Origin of the sequence: Meiothermus taiwanensis WR-220 (assembly GCF_003568585.1) — a bacterium.
Taxonomy (GTDB): domain Bacteria; phylum Deinococcota; class Deinococci; order Deinococcales; family Thermaceae; genus Meiothermus; species Meiothermus taiwanensis.
On the sequence record NZ_CP021130.1, the window covers coordinates 215,414 to 230,381 of the forward strand.

Annotated in this window: 19 protein-coding genes; 3 read left to right on the top strand and 16 right to left on the bottom strand. The window is 62.9% G+C overall.

Annotated features, from left to right (window positions below; translation table 11 throughout):
• From soxX (MTAI_RS01155) to MTAI_RS01185, 7 genes are read right to left on the bottom strand one after another with little or no spacing between them, the layout of a single operon-like run.
• Positions 1 to 564: a sulfur oxidation c-type cytochrome SoxX gene (gene soxX, locus MTAI_RS01155; RefSeq protein WP_051349780.1), complete on the bottom strand. Its 564-nt coding sequence runs from the start codon at positions 562 to 564 to the stop codon at positions 1 to 3.
• Between the two features lie 15 nt (positions 565 to 579).
• Positions 580 to 2,286 (bottom strand): thiosulfohydrolase SoxB, encoded by a 1,707-nt coding sequence (gene soxB / locus MTAI_RS01160; RefSeq protein WP_027886564.1) that lies wholly within the window; start codon positions 2,284 to 2,286, stop codon positions 580 to 582.
• Between the two features lie 58 nt (positions 2,287 to 2,344).
• A complete protein-coding gene (gene soxX / locus MTAI_RS01165; protein WP_027886563.1) occupies positions 2,345 to 2,920 on the bottom strand; it encodes a sulfur oxidation c-type cytochrome SoxX in 576 nt (191 codons plus the stop codon).
• Between the two features lie 9 nt (positions 2,921 to 2,929).
• Entirely contained in the window at positions 2,930 to 3,721 is a 792-nt protein-coding gene (soxA, locus tag MTAI_RS01170) for a sulfur oxidation c-type cytochrome SoxA (protein ID WP_027886562.1), read from the bottom strand.
• A 10-nt stretch (positions 3,722 to 3,731) separates the two neighbouring features.
• Positions 3,732 to 4,058 (bottom strand): thiosulfate oxidation carrier complex protein SoxZ, encoded by a 327-nt coding sequence (gene soxZ / locus MTAI_RS01175; RefSeq protein WP_027886561.1) that lies wholly within the window; start codon positions 4,056 to 4,058, stop codon positions 3,732 to 3,734.
• 11 nt (positions 4,059 to 4,069) lie between these two features.
• Positions 4,070 to 4,531 carry a thiosulfate oxidation carrier protein SoxY gene (soxY, locus tag MTAI_RS01180; protein ID WP_027886560.1) on the bottom strand — a complete coding sequence of 154 codons (462 nt, stop codon included), beginning with the start codon at positions 4,529 to 4,531 and terminating at the stop codon, positions 4,070 to 4,072.
• Positions 4,524 to 4,958, bottom strand: a complete 435-nt coding sequence (locus tag MTAI_RS01185) for a thioredoxin family protein (RefSeq protein WP_027886559.1) — start codon at positions 4,956 to 4,958, stop codon at positions 4,524 to 4,526. The genes soxY and MTAI_RS01185 overlap by 8 nt, the downstream gene beginning before the upstream one ends.
• A gap of 256 nt (positions 4,959 to 5,214) precedes the next feature.
• Here MTAI_RS01185 and MTAI_RS01190 point away from each other — a divergent pair, with 256 nt between their 5' ends.
• Positions 5,215 to 5,700 carry a TlpA family protein disulfide reductase gene (locus tag MTAI_RS01190; protein WP_027886558.1) on the top strand — a complete coding sequence of 162 codons (486 nt, stop codon included), beginning with the start codon at positions 5,215 to 5,217 and terminating at the stop codon, positions 5,698 to 5,700.
• Between the two features lie 32 nt (positions 5,701 to 5,732).
• Here MTAI_RS01190 and MTAI_RS01195 read toward each other — a convergent pair whose 3' ends face one another.
• From MTAI_RS01195 to MTAI_RS01220, 6 genes are read right to left on the bottom strand one after another with little or no spacing between them, the layout of a single operon-like run.
• A complete protein-coding gene (locus MTAI_RS01195) occupies positions 5,733 to 6,497 on the bottom strand; it encodes a sulfite exporter TauE/SafE family protein (RefSeq protein ID WP_027886557.1) in 765 nt (254 codons plus the stop codon).
• The gene (locus tag MTAI_RS01200) at positions 6,488 to 6,841 is read right to left on the bottom strand and encodes a rhodanese-like domain-containing protein (RefSeq protein ID WP_223299620.1); all 354 of its coding nucleotides are present in this window, start codon (positions 6,839 to 6,841) and stop codon (positions 6,488 to 6,490) included. Before MTAI_RS01200 ends, MTAI_RS01195 begins: the two co-directional genes overlap by 10 nt.
• The gene (locus MTAI_RS01205) at positions 6,838 to 7,176 is read right to left on the bottom strand and encodes a rhodanese-like domain-containing protein (protein ID WP_027886555.1); all 339 of its coding nucleotides are present in this window, start codon (positions 7,174 to 7,176) and stop codon (positions 6,838 to 6,840) included. Before MTAI_RS01205 ends, MTAI_RS01200 begins: the two co-directional genes overlap by 4 nt.
• A complete protein-coding gene (locus MTAI_RS01210; protein ID WP_027886554.1) occupies positions 7,173 to 7,835 on the bottom strand; it encodes a rhodanese-like domain-containing protein in 663 nt (220 codons plus the stop codon). Before MTAI_RS01210 ends, MTAI_RS01205 begins: the two co-directional genes overlap by 4 nt.
• A 12-nt stretch (positions 7,836 to 7,847) precedes the next feature.
• Positions 7,848 to 8,156, bottom strand: a complete 309-nt coding sequence (locus MTAI_RS01215; RefSeq protein WP_027886553.1) for a rhodanese-like domain-containing protein — start codon at positions 8,154 to 8,156, stop codon at positions 7,848 to 7,850.
• A 57-nt stretch (positions 8,157 to 8,213) separates the two neighbouring features.
• Positions 8,214 to 9,656, bottom strand: coding sequence for an MBL fold metallo-hydrolase (locus MTAI_RS01220; protein WP_027886552.1), 1,443 nt, complete (start codon positions 9,654 to 9,656; stop codon positions 8,214 to 8,216).
• Positions 9,657 to 9,871: 215 nt separating this feature from the next.
• Here MTAI_RS01220 and MTAI_RS01225 point away from each other — a divergent pair, with 215 nt between their 5' ends.
• Positions 9,872 to 10,792, top strand: a complete 921-nt coding sequence (locus MTAI_RS01225; RefSeq protein WP_027886551.1) for a LysR family transcriptional regulator — start codon at positions 9,872 to 9,874, stop codon at positions 10,790 to 10,792.
• 96 nt (positions 10,793 to 10,888) lie between these two features.
• Complete coding sequence (locus MTAI_RS01230) at positions 10,889 to 12,034, top strand: phosphopentomutase (protein WP_027886550.1); 1,146 nt, start codon at positions 10,889 to 10,891, stop codon at positions 12,032 to 12,034.
• Here MTAI_RS01230 and MTAI_RS01235 read toward each other — a convergent pair.
• The 3 genes from MTAI_RS01235 to MTAI_RS01245 are packed head-to-tail and all read right to left on the bottom strand — an operon-like array spanning position 12,026 to position 14,951.
• Positions 12,026 to 13,186, bottom strand: a complete 1,161-nt coding sequence (locus MTAI_RS01235) for an MFS transporter (RefSeq protein WP_027886549.1) — start codon at positions 13,184 to 13,186, stop codon at positions 12,026 to 12,028. The two genes, MTAI_RS01230 and MTAI_RS01235, sit on opposite strands and share 9 nt — an antisense overlap.
• A gap of 26 nt (positions 13,187 to 13,212) precedes the next feature.
• Complete coding sequence (locus MTAI_RS01240) at positions 13,213 to 14,340, bottom strand: AAA family ATPase (RefSeq protein ID WP_043982135.1); 1,128 nt, start codon at positions 14,338 to 14,340, stop codon at positions 13,213 to 13,215.
• Positions 14,341 to 14,342: 2 nt separating this feature from the next.
• On the bottom strand, positions 14,343 to 14,951 hold the full coding sequence (locus tag MTAI_RS01245; protein ID WP_027886548.1) for a nicotinamide mononucleotide transporter family protein: 609 nt from the start codon (positions 14,949 to 14,951) through the stop codon (positions 14,343 to 14,345).
• Between the last annotated feature and the right edge of the window lie 17 nt (positions 14,952 to 14,968).

Here is a 14,968-nt window from a genome sequence, read left to right on the forward strand (position 1 = left end):
TCACCTCTTGGCATTGACCGGCGAGGCCGGATCGAGCAGGAAGGCGGTTACGTGGGCGGTTTCCTCCGGGGTCAGAATGCCGTGGTAGCCGGCCCGGTACATCAGCGAGCAGGGCATGGTGGCCCAGGCGTTGTAAATCTTGTCGTAGGTGTACTTGACCACCGCCTCGCTGGTGCCGCGCTGTCCGTAGTTCACCAGCCCCGGCCCCATCCGCCCGGCCCCGGGCTCCCGGGGGTCGCCGGTGTGGCAGGCGTAGCAGTTGCCTTTGCGGGGGTTGGTGAAAAGCTCCTCGCCCTTCTTCCAGTCCCCCATCAACTTGCCGTCGGCGGGGTACTTGATCAGGGCCCGCTGGCGCTCGAGGAAGGCCCCTACCAGCTCTGGGGGTAGTTTGTCGCGGTACTGCGAACACAGGGCCTGATCGGGGTCTTGCTTCATGCTCTCGGCAAACCTGCTGCCACCGTTCTGGATGGCCTGCTGTACCCGCTGCTGAAAGGGGCTGGGTTGCGACAGGGTAAGACCGGCCAGCAGCACAGCTAAAAGTCCTAATGTGTACCTTTTTTTCACTGCCACTCCTCCTGGTTATCCGGGTAATACATAGCGTTGATCCAGCACCCGCATGCTGGGGCGTGGGGGGATGTTGACGGTCTTGACCTGTTTGAGGTACTCAGCAATCAGCTCGTAGATGGGCCGGGGGGTGTATTTCTCTACCAGGGTGCCGCTGCGCTGGAGGCGCCCCCCAAAGGAGGCCAGGGTGTACTCCCGGTTGGGATCGAGCCGGCGGCCCTGGATGGCCACGTTGCGGATGCGCTGGCCGGTGGGGGCGTTCACCGCTAGTTCGTAGGTGAGACCGAAAACCCGGCTCATGTCGCCGCCCTGCTGGTAGAAGGGGTCGGGGTTGAAGGTGTTGGCCGCGACATCCTCGAGCACGGCCTGTAGGCGTTCGCCCTTGAGCTTGAACACGTAGACCTCGGGGTAGGTAAAGCCGGTGAAGGCCAGGATTTGATCCATGGTGATGGGCTGGCCCGGCAGGATGGCGGTACCCCAGCGGGTGCCGGGGCTGAAGGCCACCTCCACCTCGGGGTAGGCCGCCCGAATCGCCCGCCCGGCCAGCTCGTCCAGGGTGGAGTAGGTGGAGTCGCGCTTGTATAGTAGGGTCTCGGTGGTGCCCAGCACCTGGTCGAGGTAGTTTAGGTGCGGGGCGTAGGCTTCGCGGATGAAGGCCTCGAGCCCAGGGTCGGGCTTGATCAGGCGGGTGGCTACCGGCAGGGTCTTGGCCCGTATATCGGCAATCCCCCCTTTCTTCATCTGCAGGTCTACCCGCACCACGGCCTTGCCCGCCGAGCCCCCGGCCACCAGCCAGGTGTTGCCCACCCGGATGGGCCTGGGCGTAAAGTCGTGGGTGTGGCCGGTCAGAATCAGATCCAGGCCCTTGATGCGCCCGGCCAGGGCCAGATCCAGCGGCACACCGTTGTGGGAGAGCATCACCACCGCGTCCACGCCCTTGCCCCGCAGCTCGTCCACGTATTTCTGCAGCTCGTTTTCCCGGATGCCAAAAGACAGCCCCTCGGAGAACTCCTCGGGGTGTGAGACCTTCACATAGGGGAAGGTGGAGCCAATCAGGCCCAGGGTGTAGCCGCCAATCTCGTGGATGACGTAGGGTTCGTAGATGGGGTCACCAAAAAGGTCATCCACGATGTTGAAGCTGATGATTTTGGCCTTCAGGGCCTGCACCAGCTCCTCCACGCGCGCACGCCCCAGGGTGTACTCCCAGTGGAAGACCATGTGGTCGAAGCCCACCCGGTTCATCCAGTCCACCATGACCTGCCCCTTGGTCAGAAGCGAGATCCCGGAGTTGGTCCAGGTATCGCCGCCGTCCAGCACCAGGGTGCGTTTTTCACCAGCCTGTGCTCTTTGCTGCTGGATGAGGGCCCCGATATAGGCCCCACCCCCCATCGGCCCAAACCGCTGGGCCAGGGCGACAAAGTCCACCGAGGCGAAGGTGTAGGCCTCGAGGCTGCCCCGCCGGATGCCGTAGTAGCGCAAAAAGGCCTCGCTGGTGAGGTAGCCCGGCTGGCCCTCCAGGGCCTTGGCCGCCAGCAGGTTGGGCGGCTCCATGAAATAGTGGGGCCGCAGCTGCCCGTGCAGGTCGGTGTTGAAAAGCAGGGTGATGTTGCCAAAGGGGGGCAGATCGTAAAGGGTCTCGGGGCGTTCCATGGCCTGGGCGAAGGCTTTGGGGGAGGTGATACCCAGGGCCAGCATGAGTTGTACCAGTTCACGTCGGGTCACAAAACCTCCTTTCCCCCAGGCCTAGGCCCGCTGGGGAACGCGTTGCGGTTGAGAAAACTTAGCGCTTCAGTGCCGGTTTGGTGTTGAAGTCCGAAGCTGGGTCGAGCAGGTAGGCCACCACATGGGCGATCTCCTCCGGCTTGAGCAGGCCGCCATGCCCGAAGCGGTACATCACCGTGCAGGGGAAGTAGGCCCAGGTGTTGTAGATCACCTCGTAGGTGTACTTCTGCACCGCTTCAGAGGTGCCGCGCTGGCCGTATTTCTCCAGGCTGGGCCCCACATTGCCCCCGATGTTGCGGGGAGAGCCCACATGGCAGGAGAAGCAGTTGCCACGGGCCAGGGTGTTAAAGATGGCATCGCCCTGCTTCCAGTCCCCCATCAGCTTGCCGTCGGCGGGGTATTTGATGGTCTGACGCTGGGCCTCGATAAAGGGGCCCAGCACATCGGCGGGTAGCTTGTTGCGGTGGATGGAGCACAGGGCCTGGTCGGGGGCCTGTTTGAGCAGGCTATTGGCGTAGCTCTGGCCCCCAGCCTGGATGAGCCGCTGGAGTTCGGCGTCGATGTAGGAGGGGCCGGTCTGCCCGAGCGCCAGACCCAGGAGCACCAGGGGTATGAGCAGGTAGATTCGCCGCACAGAACCCTCCTAGCGTATGAAACCGGGCAGATCCATCCGCGCCCCATTGGCCTGTACGTTCATGAACAGGGTCAGGGCGATGATGGGCTCGGAGTAGAAATCGGGTGCGGGCATGCCGAGGTTGGCGTAGCAAGCCCGGATGCGGTCGGCCATGGTCCAGGCCTGGTCGTTGGAGTAGCGGAAGGCAGGCCAGTGGCTGGCGGCGCGCTTATCCTTCAGAAGATCGGAGTAAGGAAGCACCCCCGCCCGCTTGCCCACGTAGGTCACGTGGCAGGTTGCACAGCCCATATCGCGCGGGCCGGCCCGCAGATAAAAGAGCCGCTCGCCTAGCTCGTAGAGTTTTTTCTCCTGGGGCATCAGGGGACGCACCACGACCGGTTGCTCGTTGGAGAGCGAGGCGATATAAAAAGCGATGGCCACCACCTCGCTGCGACTAATCTCCTCCGGCTTGAAACCCTGCAGGCGAATCATGCAGGTGCGGATGCGCGAGTCGAGGTCTTCCACCCGGCGGGTGTCGAAGAAGTAGCGGGGCAGCCGCCCCACCACCCCCTCGAGCTTCCCCGGCCCCCGGCCAAAGTCGCAGGCCTCGAGAGAGGCGTTTTTAGGGCCGCGCTTGGCTTTGAACAGCTGCTCACCCTGTTCCACGTACAGGTCGCTGGGAAGGATCCCCCCGCTCTGTTCCAGAAGCTGCTTCTTTTGCTTCTCGGCCTCCTTGGCCGGATCGTCTTCTTCCTGGGCCAGCACCATCAGGCTAAAAAGGGCTAGGGCAACCGCCCCTACCAAACGCCAGAAGCGACCCATCCAACCCTCCTCAGGCCAGGGTGAGATCCGCGGTTCTTTCGCCGGTCTGGCCGTTTAGGTCTTTGCAGGTGACCTTGAGCTGGCCGGCTTTGTTGGCTTTCATTTTGAAAGCGAACAAGGGGTTGGCGCTGGTGCCCGGGCCCGGCTTGACCTGGGCGATGAGCTGACCGTCCATGGTCACGTTGACCTCGTTGATGTGGTCAGCAGGAATCAGCTTCCCGCTGGCATCCCGGCGGGTACCGGGCTCCATGGGGTGCTGTACGACAATCTGTACACGAACTTCATCGCCTGCTTTGGGTCTGGCTGGGTTGAAACGAACCAAGATGTTAATCGCCATGTCGTGCCTCCTTAACCGCAACCGCCTACGGTGACCCGCACCGACTGCGAGGCCATCAGCAACCTGCCGTCTTTGGTCTCGACCACGGCCCGCACCGGGGCGGTCTCGGCGACCCGCACGCGGGTGGCGTAGTAGGGCAGTACCCCGTTGAGTACGACCGTAAAGAGCAGGGGGTTGGCGTTTTTGTCGCAGAAGCAGTGAATGGCCTTGACCTGATCGGCGGGCAGGCTAGCCTCGATCTCCACCGGTACGTTGGCGCCCGACTCGGCGATGGTGGGGGCTACGAGCTTAACCTGCTGCGAGGGGGTCAGATCCTTGAAGCTTTTGCCCAAGACCTGTCGCAGTCCCTTCTCGAGGTTGGCGATGTCCTCGCCCTCGAGGCCCCCCTGGGCCAGCGCTGAAGTGAGCTGGTTGGCCAGCACGGTTCCGGCAACGGCCCCCGCCGATGCTTTTAGGAATGTTCTTCTATCCACAACCTTCACCTCCAACTTTCGCACAGATCTGCTGCAGTTCGCTCAGAAACTGTGCACGGGTGCGGCTACCAAATAGCCGGCCCGCTTCTTTCAACGTACCCCCCTGGGGTACGAAGAAGACAAAACTGGGTGTGCCCAGGGTGCGCATCTGGGCGCTCAGGGCCCGGCCCTCGGGGCTATGGCTATCCACGCTGGCCACCACAAAGCGACGCTCGAGGATGCTCGCGACCCTTGGGTCGGACAGCACATGGGTGTTCATCTGATCGCAGTACGGACAGGCCTCACCCCAGAAATAAACCATCAAAATGCGCCCCTGCGATTGGGCATACTGGCTGGCCTGGGCATAGGGATACCAGCGGTTGAAGTCCACCCCTTGGGCCTGCACCGCCATGAAAATCCCCATCACTGTGAACAGTATGTACCGCATAGCGTACCGAAGGTTTTCGATTACCTATTAATACTACCTGGGGGTATCATCGTCAACACATTCACGCGGCTGGATGTTGGTATCTAATGTGGTTAATACGCATTATCGTACAGGCTATAGCTTAGAGATATAGCCTTCATTACTTTTTGGGTGGGAGTGCGGCTGCGATCTCGACAGTGTGTAGACGGGCCCCTTGTGCCAAGCGGGATGGTTGCTGTTTAATATACCCTCTGCAGGTATTGGGACGGGAGGAAACATGAAACGCTGGCTGGCAGTTCTAACTTTGTTTGCGGTGGGCTTGGCTGTATCGCCGGGACAGAGCGCGCCCGACTTCCGGCTGCGCGATTTATCTGGCAGGGTCTATACCCTGGCTAGCTTCAAGGGTAAGCCGGTGGTGATTACCTTCTGGGCCAGCTGGTGCCCTATCTGCCGGGCCGAGTTCCCCAAGCTGCACCAGCTGGCCCAAGAATACCAGGCGGTGCCCTTTGTGGTGATCAGCCGCGAGCCCCGCGATACCGAGCAGGTGGTGCGCGACTACATGAAAAACTACCCCCGCTTCCTTCCCCTCCTGGCCCTGCCGGGTGGTGACAACCCGGTGGCTGTAGCCAATCGCTTTAAGGTGCTGGGTCACCCCTGGACTTTTGTGCTCGACGGTGAGGGCAAGGTGGTGAACCTCTACGCGGGCCGGGTGGATGTTGAGGCGCTCAAAGACGACCTGGCCCTGGCCGGTTATTCAGAGTAAAAGCCTGCGCCAGCCAACTCGAGCGCCGTCGCCTACCCATGCAGCACCCTGGGCAGGTTCTGCCACAGGATGAAAACCCCCATCACCACAAGAAACCCGGCAAAGCCGCGCCGCAGGGTGAGCTGGGGGATCGAGGCGGCCAGGCGGCCCCCAAACAGGCTGCCCACAATGCCCAGCGCTGCGAAGAGCAGCACGATATCCCAGTGCACGGTGTAGCCCTGCTCGGGTAGCAGGTGCAGGTACTTGTAGAACCCACTGGCCGACTTCATGGCCACAATCAGCAGGCTGGTGCCCACGGCCAGGTGCATGGGCAGGCCGCCCAGCAGAACCAGGGCCGGGACAATTAGAAACCCTCCACCCACCCCCACCAGGCCGGTGAGGATGCCCACCACCAGGCCATCCAGGACGATTTTTAGGTATGAGCGCTTTGGTGTGGGGGCCTCGAGCCGCGGGGGGCGGAACATCATGTAGGCGGCCAGCAGCATTACCACGGCAAACAGCCCCAGCTGCCAGACCCCCGGCACCCATTTGGAAAAGTAGGCCCCCAGGTAGGTGCCGGCCATGCCCGGCAGGCCAAAAAACAGCACGTTGCGCCAGTCTATCTGGGCCTTGAGGGCGTAGGGTATGGCCCCCACCAGGGCAATCAGGCCCACGATGGCCAGCGACTCGGCGATGGCCAGTTTGTCGGGCTCCCCCACCAGGTAGACCAGGATGGGCACCGTGAGGATGGAGCCGCCCGAGCCCAGCATGCCCAGGGCCAGGCCAATCAGAATTGCCCCCATCCAGGCTAGGAGCATGGGGCCTCCTCGGGTTTGAACGGCGCCTCATCCGCCTGGGTTGCGCTGCGCTCGAGCGGGTAGCCCTGGGCCGCGTAGCCCTGGATACCCCCCACCAGCTTCCCCACCTCGAGGCCTTCGTACCCCAGCACCTCGGCGGCCAGCCCGGCCCGGCTGCCCGTAGCGCAGATGGTCACGACGGGGCTTTTCAGGGTATCCAGCGCCTCCAGAAGCTGTTCCAGGGGAAGGTTGCGCGAGCCTGGAATATGCCCGCTGGCAAACTCCTCCGGCGAGCGCACGTCCAGGAGTAGCGCCCCGCGCTTTTGCCAGAGCGATAGTTCACTGGGAAAAACGTCCTGCATCATTTCACCGGGAGTTTGTGCCGCTTCCAGGCCTCGAGGCCGCCCGCCAGGTTGTAGGTCTTATAGCCTTTGGCGGCCAGAAAACGCGCGGCCTGGGCGCTGCGTGCGCCGCTTCGGCACTGGCAGATGATCTCCTTGTCCCTGGGTAGCTTTTCCCATTCGCTGGCCAGCCGATCGAGCGGCAGGGCCTGCGAGCCGGGGATTTTGCCTTCCTGGCGCTCCAGTGGGGTGCGGACATCCAGAATAATGGCCCCGGCCTTGGCTTTTGCGTGGGCCTCGAGGGGGCTGAGCTGGCCCACGGTCGCCCCGCCCAGCAGGTTTTTGAGCCAGCCGATCAACGTTCCACCTCCAAGCCCGCGCTCATCCAGCCGTAGGTGCCGCCCTCGAGGTTGCCCACCTTTTCCTTGGCAAAGCCGTGCCCCACCAGGTACTCCGAGGCCTGCGACGAACGATTCCCGGAGGCGCAGACCAGCACCAGCTTGCGGTCTTTGGGTAGCTTGCCCACCTCGCTCGCAAAGCGCCCCAGCGGTATGTTGACCGCGCCGGGTACGTGGCCCATGGCGTACTCGTAGGGCTCGCGCACGTCGATCACGTAGGCCCCCTCCTGGATCCAGCGCTGGGCCTCGTGGGGGGTAAGTTCGGTAAAGGCGGTGTCCTGGTAGGTGGCCTCGATAGGGGTGGTATCCAGGGGCAGCCCGGCCTGGTACCAGGCCATGAGGCCCCCCTCCAGGTTGAGCAGGTTGGTATAGCCTTTAGAGGCCAGCCAGCCGGCGGCCTGGGCGCTGCGGTTGCCGCTGCGGCAGTAAAGCACCACCGGCTGGTTTTTGGGAATCTCGCTAAAGCGCCCGGCAAACTCGGAGAGCGGGATCAGCTGGGCCCCCTCGAGGCGCACCTGGGCAAACTCCTCCGGTTCGCGCACGTCTACAAACAGCACCTTTTGCTTCTGCAGCTCGTGGGCTTCGTGTGGCTGGATGTCTTTGTATAAAGCAGTAGGCACAAGGTTCCTCCTTTAGACCGGGCTGGCGCAGGGCAGGCCGGCCTCGCGCCAGGCTTTAATGCCGCCCTCGAGGTGCCAGACCTTGGGGTGCCCCAGGCGTTGTAGCTTCTGGAGGGCCTCCTGGGAGCGGTTGCCGCTGCGGCAGTAAAGCAGTACGGGCTTTTCGCGCTCGAGGTGCAGCGGGGCCAGCGCCTCGAGTTTGGAGAGCGGCAGGCGCAGAGCACCCGGCAGCACCCCCTCGGCCCATTCCTCGGGTTCCCGGACGTCTACAACTTGAAAGCGTTCTAGCTGGTGATAGGCAACTTTTACAGGCAGATTCATGGTCTTTGCTTCACAGGGGCCCCTGGCCGTGACCAGGGGCCAGGGGAAGAACAGGGCTCAGACACTGGCCAGCTCGCGGGCGGGGCCTTTCTCCACCGGGAAGCCCTCCTGCTGCCAGGCCCGGATACCACCGGTGAGGTTGAACAGGTTGCTAAAGCCCGCGCTCATCAGGGCGCTGATGGCGGTAGAGGAGCGGTCGCCGCCCAGGCAGTGCACCACCACCGGCCTGTCCTGGGGGATGTGCTGTAGGTTGTTCATCACCCGGCCGGCGTGGATGTTTAGGGCCCCGGGGATGTGGCCGGCTAGGTACTCGTCGGCCCCGCGCACGTCCAGGATGGTGGCCTCGCCCTTTTCCCACATGGCTTTGGCCTGGGCCGCGCTGACCTGAGGAACGGTCTCCAGCTCACCCTGTGCGTAGCCCTCGAGGCTGGGGATGTACCCCACCACCCGATCCAGCCCGATGCGGATGAGCTGCCTGACCCGCTCGCCGACCTGCTCGGGGCTGGCCAGCAGGATGAGGTCGCGCTCATAAGGCAGCAGCCAGCCGGCCCAGGTGCTGAAGCTCTTACCCCCCGGGATGTTGATGGCCCCCCTGAGGTGGCCGCCGGCGAAAGCCAGCTTGTCGCGGGTATCTACCAGCAGGGCCCCTTCGCTCAGCCTCCGCTGGAACTGCTCGGGGGTGAGCAGCTGGGGCTGCGGGAGCTGGCCCAGGATGGGCATCCCGTCGCGGTTGAGCCGCTTCATCTGGGCGAAGTAGTAGGGGGCCTCGGGCTGGCCCGAGAGCAGGGCCTTTACAAACCCCTCCTCATCACCCTTCTGCAGGTAGTCGGCCCACCAGGCAAAGCGGCGCTCGTAGCCCACGGTGGTGCTGGCCACCGCCCCCAGGCCCTTGCCACAGGCGCTCCCCGCGCCGTGGCCGGGCCAGACCTGCACATAGTCGGGCAGGGTGAGGAATTTTTCCTTCAGGCTTTTGAACATGCGCCGAGCGCCCGGTTCGGCGGTGCCTTTAATGCCCGCGGCCTCTTCCAGCAGGTCGGGGCGGCCAACATCCCCCACAAACACAAAGTCGCCGGTCAGAAAGAAGCCAGGCTCGCTGGCCGCGGCCCCATCCTGCACCAAAAAGCTGATGTGCTCGGGGGTGTGGCCGGGGGTGTGCACCACCGTAAGGGTGATGTTGCCCAGCTTGATCTGGTCACCATCGCGCACCAGCTGGTAGTCGAAGCCCTCGAGGCCCTTGTACTTCCAGTTTTCGTCGCCCTCGTCGCTCAGGTAGAGCCGGGCCCCGGTGGCCTTGGCCAGCTCGCGGGCCCCCGAGAGGTAGTCGGCGTGGATGTGGGTTTCGGCCACGGCCGCAATTTTCATCCCGTTCTTCCGGGCCTCCTCGAGGTAGACCTGGATATCGCGCCGGGGGTCTACCACAATAGCAGTGCCCTGAGATTGACAGCCGATAAAGTAGCTGCCCTGGGCGAGTCCTTCCTCGTAGATGTGTTTGAAGAGCATGCGACAACCTCCTGACGGCCAGGATATATCCCCAGGGGGTATCTTGTCAAATACCCATAGGGGATATGTGTAACCGGGGTAACCCCATCCTTGAGAAGATGCGTGATACAGGGGCTGGCCCCTCGACGAGGGGATGGGTAAACCCCCGTTGCGGTTTGGGTTGTGGGCGGACTTTGTGGGGGTGATGAGGCTGTATACTGCATTGATTTGTCCTTATGCGTCTAAATCCTCGGTACTTGGTGGTATTTTGCGTGGTAGCCGAACTGCGCAGCCTGAGCCGTGCTGCCGAAGTTTTGCACCTGAGCCAGCCTGCGGTGAGCAAAACCCTCAAGGCCCTCGAGGATGCCGTCCGTCAACCCCTCTACGAACGTACCCCTCAGGGTATCACCCTGACCGAAGCCGGCAAAGCCCTGCTCCCGTATGCCTGTGCGGTGAGCCGCAGCCTGGCCCAGGCCACCCGCTTTATCGAGGAAAGGCGGCACCAGCGCATTCCCAGCCTCGAGGTGGGCCTGGCCTGGAGCCTGATTCCGCGGTATCTGGCCGCGCTAATAGGCTGGGCGGAAACCCAGCAGGGCCGTTGCGAGCTGCAACTAAAAAACGGCACCACGCTCGAGCTCATCGAGCAGGTGTACCAGCGCGACCTGGATGCGGCCCTGGTGTTGGGGGGCACCGACGCCCTGCCCGAGCCGCTGCTGGCCCGGCGGCTGACCAGCGACGAGATGGTACTGGTGGTGGCGCCTTCCCACCCCTGGGCTCGGCTGGGGGGGGTGGCGCTGGGCCAGCTCGAGGGGATGACCCTGCTGGTTCCTCAGCGCAATTCGCGCCTGCGCCTGCGGCTCGAGCAGTTTCTGGAACGCCATGGCATTGTGCCAGCACGTCTTTTGGAGTGCGGCAGCCTGTATGGGGTCAAGGCGGCAGCCGCCGCCGGGCTGGGGGTGGGGCTGGCCAGCCGCTCGTTTGTGGAACCCGAGCAAAAGGCTGGCTTGCTACGGCTTTTATTCATTGAAGACGCAGGTTTTTCCCTGGGGGTGCACTGGATCTCCTACCCCGATTCCTCGGTGGACTTTGCCACCCGCGAACTGCTAGGGCTGCTGTGGCGCTCTCTGGGTACAGCCCCTGATCTGGTGGGTGCCTAACCCTCCAGGCCCTACTGCAGAGCCTGCCTGCTGCAACAGCCAGGACGGCCACAGCAGGGCAGAATACCGGTGGACTCCTCCGGTATGCTGGTGGGCATGAAGATCACCACCATTGTGCTGGATTCGGTGGGCCTGGGCTACCTGCCCGACGCTGCGCAGTTCGGCGATGAAGGGGCCGATACCCTCGACCACACCGTGCTCAAGACCGGGATAGAGCTGCCCCATCTGGCCGCGCTGGGGCTGGGCCACGTACCGGGGGTGCACACCCTGCCCAGGGTTGCGAAGCCACAGGGGGCCTTTGGCCGGATGCTGGAGGTCAACCCTGGCAAAGATACCTCTACGGGCCACTGGGAGTTTGTGGGGATTCGGCTTACACACCCCTTTCAGGTTTTTCCACAGGGTTATCCACAGGACTTTTTGGCCGAGTATTGCCGGCGCATTGGCGTGGGGGGTTATCTGCTCAACCGGCCCTACTCGGGTACCGAGGCCATCCGCGACTACGGCGACGAGCACCTGCGCACCGGCTTTCCCATCGTGTACACCTCGGCCGACTCGGTCTTTCAGGTGGCGGCCCACATCGGTAAGGTACCCCTCGAGACCCTCTACGACTGGTGCCGGGTGGCACGGGAGATGCTGGTGGGGCCGCTGGCCTGCGCCCGGGTGATCGCCCGCCCCTTCGAGGGCGAGCCCGGCCGGTATTACCGGCGCGAGGATCTGCGCAAAGACTTTGCGCTCGAGCCCCCGCACAACGTGCTGGACGAGATCAAGGCCGCGGGGCTGGAGGTGGTGGGGGTGGGCAAAATCCCCGATATCTACGCCCACCGGGGTTTTACCCGCGAGGTTAAGTCGGGCAGCAACGAGGAGGGCCTGGCGCGCACCCTGGAACTCATGCGCCAGGACTTCTCCGGCCTGATCTTCACCAACCTGGTGGACTTCGACGCCAAGTATGGCCACCGCCGCAACCCCCAGGGCTATGCCCAGGCCCTTGTGGATTTCGATGCCCGCCTGCCCGAACTGCTGGCCGCCCTCGGCCCGGACGACCATCTCTTTATCGTCTCCGACCACGGCAACGACCCCACCTACCGCGGCACCGATCACACCCGTGAGTACGGGATGCTGCTGGTAGCCGGGCCGGGGATGGCCGGGCGCGACCTGGGCACCCGCGCCACCTTTGCCGATCTGGCGGCGAGCTGGGCCCGGTTGTTGGGGGTGCGCTGGAACGGAGAGGGGGTTTCAATCTGAGGTCTGGGTGCGGGCTACCTGATACCCGGCCAGCGAAAAAGCCAGATAGCTCACCACCCCTGCAAGCAGCGCGGCCACGGCAAAGCTGGCCCGTACGGTGCCCACCTCGGCCACGATGCCCAGCAGCATCGGCCCCACCAGCCCACCGAAGGTGCTCATGGTAGAAATGCTAGCTATCGCGGCGGCGGGGGGCATGCCGGGGGTTTGGGCCGCGGCAGCAAACATCAGAGGGAACAGGGTGGCCATGCCAAGCCCCATGCAAGCAATGCCGAAGAACATACCCTCCACCGTGCCCGAGACCACCGCTACGGCCAGTCCAAAGCTCCCCAGCAGCGAGCCATAACGCACCACCTGCACTGCCCCGAACTGCTGCACCAGCCAGTCTCCGCTCGAGCGCCCTACCAGCATGACCGCCTGATGTACTGCAAAGCCCAGTGCGGCCAGTGACTCCGGGGCGCCCAGGCTACGCAGATACACCCCACTCCAACCGGCAATCGAGCCGTCGCTTATGGCGGTGCAAAAACCCATCAAGCCCAGCACCAAAAGCGCCCCCTTGGGCAGCACAAAGCCTTGCCGCTGCGGAGAGGGCGAGGCCGCTAGCAAGCGGCTACCCGCCTGCCAGGCCAGCCCAGCGCCTGTCCCGCCAACCAGCAGGAAGTGCCAGAAAGGTGAAAGCCCCAGCCCTGCCAACCCGGCACCGGCCAGGGAGCCCAACAGAGCCCCAGCGCTCCAAAGCGCGTGGAAGGAGGAAAAGATCGGCCGACCGTATCTGGCTTCCAGGGCGGCGGCCTGGGTGTTCATGCCGATGTTGAGGATGTTGAGTAGAAAACCGTACAGTACAAGTCCAGCAAACAACCATGCCGGAGTGAGCAGCGCCCCCAGTAGCGGTAGGGAGAGCGATGCGGCCACGCCAAAGGTGCGGGCTACCCGGCGGCTGCCCCACCAGGCTACCCAGATGCCGGCGGTCAGGCCCCCCAGCAGCGCCCCCAGCATGTTGCCCAGCAACACCAGTCCCAATACTGCTGCGCTCATCTCGAGACGCTCTTTCTCAGCGGGTATGCGTGAAATCCAAGTAGCTGTCACAAACCCGTGCAGGATGAAGAAGCTGGAGATTGCAATGCGCGTTTGGAGGAGGGTAGGCGTTGGCAGCATGCAAAGCTGAGTATACGCCTGCAAGCTCAGGGCCTCGGCCCCAAATGCCGGGGTGAAGAGGGTGGTGTGTCTAGGGGCAGGCCTGCTAGCACCCGCTTGACCTGCTCCACCCGTTCCTCCAAACTGCCACGCACGACGCTATACTCGATGCCACGGCAATCGAGGTCATGAAGTATCAGCCCCTGCATCCGGCCCCGCCAGACGGCGTTGTCGCGCCAACCATCCTGCTCGAAAGGAATGTCGTCGTCGCATACAAAAAAGTAGTGATAGCGTTCTTTGCAGGCGTTGGCCAGTTGGTGTAACCGGGGTAGGCCGCCTTGGTTGTAGTAGTAACTGAAGAAAAGGGTGGTGAGGGCATTGGTGTCTACAAACAGGTAGCTGCTACCTTTGGTGTGGGCCAGTTCAAGGCGGGCACGGTTTTCCAATTCCAGGTGTTGACAGGCGATTTGTACGTAGTCTTCCAGAACCAGCTTTCCGCCTTTTCGTTCGTAGTACTCGCGCCCGTACTCATGCACAAACAAACTGCCGAATTCCTGGGCCATGCGCTGGGTTAGGGTGGTTTTACCGGTAGACTCGGCCCCCAAAAAAACCACCTTCTTCACCGGGTCGAGCCAGTGCAACAGGTCTCTGACGACCTGGGGGTGAACCCACTGCGTCAGTCTGGCCTGGCTGTGGGAATTCTCCCACGTACCGGTTACTTTGACTTCGATACTTTCCGCGATCTCCTTAACCCACGTCCGTACCTGTGTACCCGAGATGGGGAACCGCTCGCGCTGCAAGTCCACCGATACATGCTCGGCGCCGATGTGCTGGGCAAAACCTGGGCCGTAGCCTTCACTGGTGTAGACCTTCCTCACCTCGAGCTTGTGCTGTGCCAGCCATTCTTTTACGAACTCACGCTGAGTGTGGTCGTCGGCGTCATCCGGTGGTGGGTTTTCGGGTACGTAAACCTCTGCTTGCGGGTAGAGGGCCCGAATCCAGCCAGCGCGGCGCTGGCTGGACATCCAGGGAAAGTCGGGGTTGGCATAGACCAGCACCAGTAAGCGGTCGAGGGTGGGGTCGGCCAGGGCCGTTTCGATCAAGTACTGGTGGCCCTTGTGCAGCGGGGCGAATTTCCCCACGATCAAACCAGTGATCCGGGGGTCGTTAGACATCTTCAGGCCCCCGTTCTGGCTTCGCCCATCGGGGCCGGCTCGAGCGCATCCTTTCGCCACTGCTGCCAGCCCAGAACGCTGAGCGCTGCCAGTACAAACTGCAATCCGAACAGCGCCCATAGTTCCAGGTGCCAGAAATAAACCGCGTTGATGGCGTTAACCCCAATCCAGATCGGCCAGCTCCAGATCCACTTACGGGTAGTAGCAAAATTCGCTACCAATGCCAGCGAAACCGCAGCAAACTGCACCCAGTTCCAGGCCTCTGAGAAGTCGGTGACAGCGATGGTGTAGACAAAGATGACCAGCGAAGCCACCCAGGTCACGCTGTACCAAAAGGGCTCGTTAAAGCGAATCTGGCCCAGGTCGCGGCGTTTTTCCAAATACCACAGGTATAGTCCATGGATGCCAAAAACCAAATAGGTGACCTGCAGCCCTGCCAGCAGGTACTGCTGACCCGACATGAACAACCAGAAGTAGGGTAGCAGGCTGGCGTTCGACCAGTGCCAGTAGGCCAGGTGTTTGCGAAACAGATAGAACAGCGAGACCACCACACACAGCGAGCCGCTCCAGTCGAGTACAGCCTGAGGAATGGGGATGTCAAATAGATTCATAGAGTTTTGCCCTTCCT

What these genes read in the sequence shown, in the direction of transcription:
- MTAI_RS01230 (WP_027886550.1), top strand. Translation starts at nt 10,889, where the DNA reads ATGAAGATCACCACCATTGTGCTGGATTCGGTGGGCCTGGGCTACCTG.
- MTAI_RS01225 (WP_027886551.1), top strand. Translation starts at nt 9,872, where the DNA reads ATGCGTCTAAATCCTCGGTACTTGGTGGTATTTTGCGTGGTAGCCGAA.
- MTAI_RS01215 (WP_027886553.1), bottom strand. Translation starts at nt 8,156, where the DNA reads ATGAATCTGCCTGTAAAAGTTGCCTATCACCAGCTAGAACGCTTTCAA.
- soxA (WP_027886562.1), bottom strand. Translation starts at nt 3,721, where the DNA reads ATGGGTCGCTTCTGGCGTTTGGTAGGGGCGGTTGCCCTAGCCCTTTTT.
- MTAI_RS01185 (WP_027886559.1), bottom strand. Translation starts at nt 4,958, where the DNA reads ATGCGGTACATACTGTTCACAGTGATGGGGATTTTCATGGCGGTGCAG.
- MTAI_RS01245 (WP_027886548.1), bottom strand. Translation starts at nt 14,951, where the DNA reads ATGAATCTATTTGACATCCCCATTCCTCAGGCTGTACTCGACTGGAGC.
- MTAI_RS01200 (WP_223299620.1), bottom strand. Translation starts at nt 6,841, where the DNA reads ATGATGCAGGACGTTTTTCCCAGTGAACTATCGCTCTGGCAAAAGCGC.
- MTAI_RS01240 (WP_043982135.1), bottom strand. Translation starts at nt 14,340, where the DNA reads ATGTCTAACGACCCCCGGATCACTGGTTTGATCGTGGGGAAATTCGCC.
- MTAI_RS01195 (WP_027886557.1), bottom strand. Translation starts at nt 6,497, where the DNA reads ATGCTCCTAGCCTGGATGGGGGCAATTCTGATTGGCCTGGCCCTGGGC.
- MTAI_RS01190 (WP_027886558.1), top strand. Translation starts at nt 5,215, where the DNA reads ATGAAACGCTGGCTGGCAGTTCTAACTTTGTTTGCGGTGGGCTTGGCT.
- MTAI_RS01235 (WP_027886549.1), bottom strand. Translation starts at nt 13,186, where the DNA reads ATGCTGCCAACGCCTACCCTCCTCCAAACGCGCATTGCAATCTCCAGC.
- soxZ (WP_027886561.1), bottom strand. Translation starts at nt 4,058, where the DNA reads ATGGCGATTAACATCTTGGTTCGTTTCAACCCAGCCAGACCCAAAGCA.
- MTAI_RS01220 (WP_027886552.1), bottom strand. Translation starts at nt 9,656, where the DNA reads ATGCTCTTCAAACACATCTACGAGGAAGGACTCGCCCAGGGCAGCTAC.